Genomic DNA, 9,123 nt, shown 5'->3' with positions numbered 1-9,123 from the left:
CATTCCCAAATCGACAATGGGTATGGATTCCAGCATCACGACGGGAGCGAACAGGTGGGGTCCAGCCGCCGCTTACAGCCAAGGCGCTATCGCCTTGGCTTAATCCATGTGCTGTGAATTTTGGCTATAATCTGAACGACCAGCCAAAAAGCACCGAGAAGCGGCAACATCAATTGCGCTTCCCTTGCCGCGAATTCGACAACGCCGTGAATGTTTGGCCACGCAATTGCACCAGCAGCAACAGGCACGGTGACCAAGTCTTGTTTATTCATCTTCAAAGCCCATTTTGATTTCGTCATACCATCGGCTGCAACGCCCTATCCGGGCATTGGCGCGGCCAAGTGCTTGATCTGTTCTGACAAGCGCGACATCGAGCGGCTCGCCAGCGCGCACACCTGACGTTTCCCGCTGTCCACAGTCAATTGGATAGAGTGGCAGCTTCCTGCGCGCCTCTTGCTGGCCGGTCTGGACCGCTGCAGCGCGCAGTCGATCCTCAGCGGTTGCGCAGGCGGTCAAGAAGATCAGACTGCACAGTGCAGCCATCCCCCACACTCGAGACATAGGTTTCAAGCTCCTGTGTTGCGGCTAAAGCTTCTGCTTGGGCCAGATCGATTTCGGATTGAAGGCGGTGGCGCGCTTGGTCAGCGACAGTTTCCCGGCGCTGCAATTCGTCCAGTTGCGCTTTGGCAGCAGTGAGTTCCATGTCGGCGACATACTCGGCCACCGCCCGCCGTACCGCGCTCGACTTGTCGACTGTGTGCCAAACAAAAAGGCCGCCTATAGCGGCGGCCACAGCTAGGACTGAACAGGCGGCGCGGCTTTGAAAGATAGTTCCAAGAAGCCCGATCATTTGAGCCCCGCCAGACAAAGCTCGTGCTCAGCCGCGCGCCGGTTCACAAGCCCCCGGATTGTCTGGCCACCGGCCTTGTTGAACCAGGTTGCCGCGTCACAAGCGCCTCGAACGTCCCCCCGGTCGAGGCGTTTGCGCGCGGTGGATCGGCAGAAGGCCCCTACCCCGATGTTGTAGGTCAGGCTTACGAAGGCGACGTAAGACTTGGCAGGAACGGCGTCCGGCCTCTTGAGGCACCGACGCATCCCACGTTCGTGCTTCTTGAGCGAGGCCAGCAGCATTGCGTCACACTTGGCCTTTGTGTGCTTGTCGCCCAACTCCACCCCGTAGGTTTCGCCATAGCAAACCGTTGGAACGCCGACCACGTCGCGATAGGCAGTCAGGCGCAGACCTTCCCAGGCACCGACAAGCGCGATTGCAGCCGCGCCGACGGTCCCGGCCAAGCGGGTTTTACGTCCCATCTTTCATATTCCTTTGTGCGAGAATGCGTGCCACGAACGCGGCCGCTACAGTCAGCGCCGAAAGAGCGGCGAACCAGCCCGGCGCAATAAAGTCACCCAGGAAGGGCAACGCCACTTCCTCGCCAGAGAGCAGCACGGCAAGGATCATCAGGCGCACGGTCCAAGCCCTTTGCAGGACAGTGCGCCAATTGGGAACCAGATGCATGAGTGTCCTTTCAGGCACAAAAAAAGCCGCCTCAGGGGCGGCTTTGCTTGATTGCAATTTCAACAATGACCAGTTGAGTACTACGGCTTTATCAGGATGCCAGAACCGGTTGGCATCGTGAGAACCGAAGTTCCCTTTGATGCTGCAAACTCGTTCCACATTTCGTACTGCTCTTCATTTGATTGAAATGCATAGTCGTCAATGAGAACTATTGCAGATCTGGAAAGTCTATCCCAAAGCTCTGTGATGACTTCTTTTTCGTATTTGGCGTGATTTAGATCTACAGAAAGGTACGCAATCTTTTCGACTGGAGCTTCCGGCAGAGTCCCTGGTAATGCTCCCTGAATTAACCTGACGTTTGGAAACGGCGAGAAATTTTTCTTGGCATATTCGAAGCAATCAAAATAAGCTCTGTTTTGCTTCTTTGTCGCGTCTCTGCCGTCGTCCGGAATACCGTCGAAAGTGTCAAAGAGGTAGAAATTTCTGGGGATCTGTTCGAACTTCAGACTGTGGCAAATCGTAAGTGAAAGTAGTCCTAAGAACACTCCACATTCGACAAAATCCCCTTCCAAGGTGAGTCCGTGTTTAGCAGCCCATACAGCGGTGTGGGCTCGCCACCGCACATCCTTAGTACGACCTCCCCACGCTGGTCTATTTCCTTCGACGGCCTTTCCCCAAGCAAAAGCAAAATCTTTGTCGCTCATGAACGAAAGATTTTTTTTCCGAACCGCAATATTATCTCCCGCATAATCAAATTGCAGAGGTTGCTGAGGCTTAAGCATTTTCTTGATCGCTCGCCCTACTCCGAATGCCATGTTAACCTCTTGAAATCTGTTGTAGTGCAGCGCGAGATACCACCAAGTTCAAGACTTTGGAATGCAAAATCTGTTTCAGCACACTTGGATGTTAAAGTTGCAAAGCCCTTGCCCATAGCACGTCTATGTCCTCAGGCTTGAAGCCCAAGGACACTGACAAATTGACCACTAGCGGATGCATCCTATTGAAGGTCGCAGCATATTCCCATTCGATTTGCGCTTTCGCTCGCTCGGTTTCGTCTTCTATCGTAGCAATCGCAGCTTCCACCTGGGCGAATGTTCCGCCAGCGTCGAGGAGCCCCAGCCGAAATTGGCGGGCAGACAGTGGTTGCATGCCCTCTCGAATTTCCTCAGCAGTCGGCGGAACCCACGCGCCGATCACCCCGCCAGCACTACGCCAAACCTGTGCGGCCTTGATGACCTCAAGGTTCCATGCGTTGTTCTCACCGGGACGGAGGCCTGTGAAGATTGCCTCGGTGGAGCCATCCGGGTATTCAACTTCGTAATGTGCAACGCCAATGATCCGTCGCATATCCATTTCGGCATGATCGGTTTCCGGGTGACTCTCAAACCCGAAGAAAGAGATGATTTTTGCCTTCATTACGCAACCCTTTGATAGAGAGCTCTTGGATCACCTGCTGTGGCTCCCCTGTATCTCCATGTGCCAGTCAGAGCGGAACCAAGTGATAGGCCACTGTCGCTGGTGTAGAAGTCGGCATTATTGTTGCCTGATAGGCGAAGTGCCTTTGAGGCGGCGCGGTTCGTGAGTGGCCCGTATGCGGAAACGACCGTCCCAATCGGAAAGTTGGTATTGGACGAGGACGATCCATCATAGACCAGCGCTAGCTTGTGAATTCCCCCGTCATTCTCTTCAGCGACAAAAGCGTTTGCGCTGTCGTCCCATCCAAGAAGACGGTCTGCGCCACCGCTGTTGCCATCTTTGAACACGACCCAAGCATCGCCGCTGTTGTCCATGTTCACGTAAATGTAGCCAGTAGCGTACACGTGACCGCCGACACTAAGGTTCCCCGAGATTGTCCCGCTTATGTCAGACCGCAAAAGCTGGCTTGGCGACAACCCTCCAACGGTGCCAGCGTCGTAGCTGGTCGAGCCCTGCGGCCCTTCTGGTCCTGTTGCGCCAACCGGCCCCAGATCACCCTTTGCCGCCAGCAGTCCCCAATCATCGGGCGAAACACTCGGGTTCTGACCGATGTTCACCCGCAACGAGATATATGAAGACCCGTTGTAGGTGACCGTTTCCTCCGAATTGTAGGTATCGCCAGAAGACCAGAAACCGCGATAGATCAAACCGGGATCGCCCTGCGGGCCTTGTGGCCCCTCCGCACCGGTCGGCCCTTGCGCGCCTGTATCGCCTTTCGGACCTTGGATGCCTTCCGGGCCTTGCACACCTTGGGGGCCTTCCGGACCTTGAATGCCCTGCAATCCCTGCAGACCGCGTTCCCCTTTGGCGGTGACAATGTCCCACTCGGCCGCAGCATCGTCCGGAGTGACGCCGGTATGAGCTCCCATGCAGATGAAGTAAGACCCGTCATAGCTGACCGTATCCCGCTCAACGTAAGCCGTTGCGATGTTCCAGGTTCCCCGGTGGTTCAGCCCGACGGGACCGGCCGGACCTTGAATGCCCTGCGGCCCCTGCAAGCCCTGCGGCCCGCGCCCGAAGTTGACACCCGTTGACCAGGCGCCGACCGCGTTGGAGAGCTTCCAATAGACAATTCCGGCCTCAGTATCGAGAAAGGACGTGTCTTTGGGTTCTGCGTCATAGGCTGCACGGTCGGCCGTTAAGCCGGTGTAATCCGGATCGAAAGACTTCCCAATCGGCCCCTCCGGCCCTTGCGGACCTTGCACACCAATCGGACCTTGTGAGCCCGTCGGACCAGATGGGCCTTCGGGACCGCGCGGGCCTTCCGGCCCCTGATAGCCGGTCGGGCCTCTTGGACCTTCATAACCGAGCGGGCCGCGTTCTCCCTGTGGCCCCTGCGGACCTGCAGGGCCTTGCGGACCAGACGGTCCTGTCGGCCCCTGATTGCCAACCGGGCCTTTCGGCCCTTGAGCGCCGGGGAGAGAAGCGATTTCAAGAACCTGCTGCAGTGTCGGCAAGTCCTGATTGTTCGCAGCGTCAAGCGCATTGATCATCCGCCGGCCTTTTAGGTCAAAGCCACCATTGGCCTCAATCAAGGCTCGGGTGGCTACCGACTGCATGTTGATCGCCGTCCTGTCCATGGCGCGTTCCATGACCGCCGGGTCAATCTCCCCGCCCGCCAGGCTGTAAGGCTGATCGTATTTGCTCACCAGCAAGACTGTCAGCGTTTCGCCTACCTGCAAGGCGCTGGCGTCAAAGAGCACGGTTCCTGTGCCGAAGTTGCCGCCGGTAAAATGCCAGTTGCCCGGGCTTTGCTGATACTGCCAAACAGTGATTGCGCCGGAAGAAGTCCGGTGCGTCACCTGCAGGTTGTTTTGGTCGACAAACTGGAAAGGCAAGTCGACACGATCCGTCATGCCGTCGCCCAAGATTTGGGCCCGGCCTTCGGTCAGGGCTGCTACTGTCATGATGTCCTTTAATTCACGGCGTCGAGAAGAGCCGGTTTCACTTGAGTTTCCATTACCGTGCGCGCTCCGGGGAGCGATGCGAATGGAACCTGCCGGATGGCAGCGCGGGCACCGCTTCTCGTAACTTCCCCGCTCAAGGCTTCGCGCACGATTGAAACAATGTCCTGAATGGTCCCGACAGTCGGGCCGCCCAGAGCACCAAGAGTGTTTCGGCTTGCATATCGGGACACATCAGCCCCCTTGTCCGTGTCACCGGCAAGAGCTTGCGCGGCCGACTTGATGCCGAACGGCATACCGACCTTTTCAGCCGTGTTTGAGATGTCCATCAGCACCGGCGCTATGCCGGTTCGGTCGAAGCCGTCAGCAACCCACAAGCCGGGATTTTCTAGCAAGGCATTCGACCGGTCGAAGTCCCCGCGCTCGATGTATTTGAGGTAAGACACCATCATCCCCATCAGCGTTCCAAACAGCAGAAATTCCGCAAGATGCTTCTGCCGCCCCTGCAATCTGGAAAGCATGATGCGTTGATGCGCAGCCAGCCCGAAGCTCTTGAACTGCATGACCAGCTTCCCCGGATTGGTCCGCGACCACAAAGGCCGGTCAGCCACACCGGGCGTGACAACCCCGCCGTCAGCTTCTTTTGCAAGAGCGGCCCCTACGACGCGTCGAGCTTCCTTGTCGGTCCACGATCTGAGATCGAGACCCCAAACCCCGTTTTCCCTAACGCCGAATTTCTGGACCTGATCCGCGACCCTTGAGGCCATACCTTCGTCAATGCCGAGCTTGCCAAGATAGGCTTTGTCCCAGCTAGACAATTTTCCAAAGTCGGCGACCTTGCCGCGCCCCTGCCCCAAATCCTTGAGACTGGATGAAGTAAGCCGCGCGATCCGGCTTCCGGCCTGCACTGTTACGACTGTCTTGAGTGTATCGTTCCAGACACCCATGAAGGTCATCCGCGAGAACAGCGAGACCACATTTGACATGAGCCTATCCGCTGGTGTGCCAGACGCATACGGATCGTTCAGCTCTGCCATTTCAGCAAGACGCGTTTGCAGCACGGTTTCCTTGATTGTTCCCCACTCCCGGCCATCGCGCTTGGCAATTCGGACGGCCTTCGAATTCGATACCAAGACTGGCAGTCCTTCACGCGCAAAGGACTGCATGCCCTGCCGGGTCATCACGTTCGCAAGGTCGGGAATGCTGGAAATCGTCATGCCGCCCAAAAGGCGGATGAAGTTCCAGGATAGGGCGAGCCGAGTCAGAGCCGACCAGTTAGACCGCTCTTCGGCAGTCCGGTAGGTGCCGCGAAGGATGTCCCGGAACGCTTCAACTTGCTTGATGTCGCGCCGCTCACGCACTTCAAGCTTGTCGATCTCTTTTTGTCCCTTCGCCTTCGCCCGCAGAGCGCGATAGTCCTTCCGGATGTCTTCCAGAGCGTCCTTCATATCCGCCCGCCCGAAATTGCGTGTCAGCTCGATTTCCGGCCCCATCTTGCGGACATACCGGCGCGCGATCATTTCCATGTCGTTGACCAGAAAACCTTCAATCAACTCATCGGGTATGTTGAGCGTCCGCCCTTTCAGCGGACCTTGTGTGACCGGCACCGCCCATTCAGGCACATCTGAAACGCTCTTGCCCGTCACCCGATTGAAAACGTCTTCGGTAATCGTTTCGGCATAGGCTTCAAGGTCCAAATCGTCGGCAAAATCCAGTTCGTCGCCACGGTCCTTTGGCTGCATTGGCTTGAGCTTTTCAACCTTTGCCTTGGCCTTAATGACGCGCTCATCAATCGCATTCTTGTCTGAGCGCAAAGCCCGGAGCTGATCAGCCATTTCAGGCGTGAACTCCGCAGTCCCGTCCAGACGTTCGATTGCCTCGATTTTGCGTGTTGCGCCGGTTTGCTCGTAGCGCGCTTTGGCGAGCCTTTTGCGGGCGTCGGCATAGTCCACGACCAGTGCAACCCGAGGGGATGCATTTGCCAGTTCCCTGACCTCGTTTATGTCAGCTTCCAGTTTGTTCAACTCATCAAGAAAATTGTCGGCTTCAGCCTTTGCAATTGCCCGCTGCCGGCTGATTTCATCGGTGAGCCGGTCGAACTCTTCAAGCTCGCCGTTCATCCGGTTGATGGCCTGATCGAGATGGGAAAGTCTGTCCTCGTTTTTCAAGGCTTGCCCAAGATGCTGGCGCACATCCCGGACAGTTGCGTTTTCAGGCAAGCCGATGTCTTTCAACCATTGCCCGACATTCGCCTCAAGGACATCTCGCGCAGCTTCTTCCGCCAACTGGTCTTCCGTCAGAACCGGAGCACCTGCCAGTTCACCCTGGATCGCTTCCAGAATTTCGGCCGGGTCCGCATAGCCGTTCTGATCGGTGCGCATGTTCACCAAAAGGTCATGCTCCCTTGCAACAAGGTTGTCAGCCTCCTTGAGCCTCCCCTTGTCCGAGATCAGGCCGCGCACGGTTTGCGGCGTCACTCCAAGAGCCCGCAATTCCTGATCCAGCCGGGAGTGTTTGCGGACGCCGCCGAGTTGTTTCAGAAGCTGCAAGACAGGGTAAGTTTCACCGTTCTTTGCAGGCTTGGAAACCTCGCGGACAGCCCGCACCATGTAGTCGTCATCCTTACTCGCTTTTGCCGCGTCGATGACTTCGCGTGGTGCCCGGCCTCGGAGCAGATCGAAACGCTCTGCCTCATTCTTGCGGATGGCACTCAGTTTCCGGTCTCTGGCTTCTGCCCGGCCGGTCAACCTACCCTGAATCGAATTGACCCGATCCATGGCCTTCCCAAACTGCTCGTTAACGTCGTCGGAGCGGCTGATTTTCTTGGCCAAATCAATTTCTTCCTGCCGGGCGACAGCGGCCTGCACCTGCTCCTTGACATACCGCTGCAAGATCGACCGGAAGCGCGGCGCTTTCCAGCCTGCCGCTTCGCTGGCAACAATCCGGGCCTGATCGTAAAGGCGGTGAAGGTAGGACGGGGCCGTTTTGACCTTGACGCCTTCGTCCAGCAAACCAACGTCAACACCCTCGTTTTTCAACAGGTCGGCAAGCTCGCGCCAGGCACCAGCCACCTTTGTAACGAACGCGTTGCCATCCGGATCGACATCTCCACGGCGACCCGCACGGGCTACAGCAAGGTCGAAATCCTTCATCTTGCCTTTGAACCCTGCCTTGCGTGCTTCCCTGTAGCTCTGACGCCGAGTGTCGAGGAAGACAGCCAACCCGCCATCATACCGTTTCATTGCGGTTTCAGCGGCAGGCCCAAGCGAACGTCCCTGAATTTCACCCTCAGTCGCAACGTGGTTTTCGGTTAGCCGAAGGAAAGTTTTCCGGGTGACCATTGACGGGCTCGTCAATAGCTCAAGGCCCGGATTGAGCTTGACTGCAGCCGTTGCCTTGGCGACAGCTTCAGCAACACGCCCACCGCCAATTCCGAGCTCTTTCTCCCAATCGATCTTTTCCAGATCCTCGGTTGCTGCAGCACCACCGCTGCGCAGTCTTTGCAGAACGCCTTGCGCTACATCCGAGGGGTTCGCGACCTCCCCGCTGAGATCGTTTTCAAGCGCCTTGCTGAACTTGTTAAACTCTGCACGGCTCAAAAGCCCCGCCCCCGCGCCGCCGAGCAATGTGCCCAGGATGACAGACGAGCCGATAGCAACCGCGCTTTCCGCTCCCGTGCGGGTTTGTTGCGTCATCTGCAACACGCCCTCCTGAAGGCCAGTGCCAACAGCCGCCGCGCCACCCACAGACCCTGCGGAGCGCAGCGCTGAAAAACCAAGTCGGCCAGAGCGAACCATTGCCCCGCCCGGTATCAGGCTTGTTGGGCTCGCCATGGAAGCCCCGAACCCGAGCGCAGTTCCGGTCCAGCCTGAAGCGTTCTGGATGTCCCGGTCCCCCCGCTCCCGCTCGATGTCGGCTTTCACGGCATCGAATGCATCGGCATTGAAAGTATCAAGCAACCGGTCCTGTTCGTCTTCAAAGCCATCGAGCATGTCCGGCGTGATATCGAACTCGGGATCGACCCGATTGAACTCGGCAGATGGCATGTTGGTTGCCTCTGAAACGACAAGCGACACCACTTCATTCTCAAGCCGTGCAGAGGCTCCCAATGCTTCCCCGAACGTCGGCGAAAGCCCGGCTTCCTGATCCTGTTCACCTACCCGGTTCAGGTCATGAGGCGAAAACACGTCTTGAGCCCGTTCAACCGGGCTGCTCATGTCAAATGGC

The 9,123-nt window shown here is 57.3% G+C and carries 8 protein-coding genes; 1 reads left to right on the top strand and 7 read right to left on the bottom strand.

The genetic code is table 11. The features are described from left to right. The coding region (locus Q1B40_RS08650; protein WP_299812459.1) for a hypothetical protein at nt 1–290 on the top strand (290 nt) is incomplete at its 5' end. A gap of 203 nt (nt 291–493) precedes the next feature. Here the strand turns inward: Q1B40_RS08650 and Q1B40_RS08645 are convergent. From Q1B40_RS08645 to Q1B40_RS08615, 7 genes are all read right to left on the bottom strand, one after another. After that, nucleotides 494–850 (bottom strand): hypothetical protein, encoded by a 357-nt coding sequence (locus Q1B40_RS08645; protein WP_299812457.1) that lies wholly within the window; start codon nt 848–850, stop codon nt 494–496. Beyond that, a complete protein-coding gene (locus tag Q1B40_RS08640) occupies nt 847–1,311 on the bottom strand; it encodes a lysozyme (RefSeq protein ID WP_299812455.1) in 465 nt (154 codons plus the stop codon). The genes Q1B40_RS08645 and Q1B40_RS08640 overlap by 4 nt, the downstream gene beginning before the upstream one ends. Further along, entirely contained in the window at nt 1,301–1,516 is a 216-nt protein-coding gene (locus tag Q1B40_RS08635) for a hypothetical protein (protein WP_299812453.1), read from the bottom strand. The genes Q1B40_RS08640 and Q1B40_RS08635 overlap by 11 nt, the downstream gene beginning before the upstream one ends. An 80-nt stretch (nt 1,517–1,596) precedes the next feature. Then, the gene (locus Q1B40_RS08630; RefSeq protein ID WP_299812451.1) at nt 1,597–2,331 is read right to left on the bottom strand and encodes a TylF/MycF/NovP-related O-methyltransferase; all 735 of its coding nucleotides are present in this window, start codon (nt 2,329–2,331) and stop codon (nt 1,597–1,599) included. Nucleotides 2,332–2,422: 91 nt separating this feature from the next. Further along, nucleotides 2,423–2,932: a hypothetical protein gene (locus Q1B40_RS08625; protein ID WP_299812449.1), complete on the bottom strand. Its 510-nt coding sequence runs from the start codon at nt 2,930–2,932 to the stop codon at nt 2,423–2,425. Next, nucleotides 2,932–4,860, bottom strand: coding sequence for a hypothetical protein (locus tag Q1B40_RS08620; protein WP_299812447.1), 1,929 nt, complete (start codon nt 4,858–4,860; stop codon nt 2,932–2,934). Before Q1B40_RS08620 ends, Q1B40_RS08625 begins: the two co-directional genes overlap by 1 nt. A gap of 47 nt (nt 4,861–4,907) precedes the next feature. Continuing rightward, nucleotides 4,908–9,113, bottom strand: coding sequence for a hypothetical protein (locus Q1B40_RS08615; protein WP_299812445.1), 4,206 nt, complete (start codon nt 9,111–9,113; stop codon nt 4,908–4,910). Nucleotides 9,114–9,123 lie beyond the last annotated feature (10 nt).

Source organism: uncultured Roseibium sp. (genome assembly GCF_947496995.1).
GTDB lineage: Bacteria > Pseudomonadota > Alphaproteobacteria > Rhizobiales > Stappiaceae > Roseibium.
Note: the sequence above shows the minus strand (reverse complement) of the source record. Positions and strands in the feature narration are given on the sequence as shown.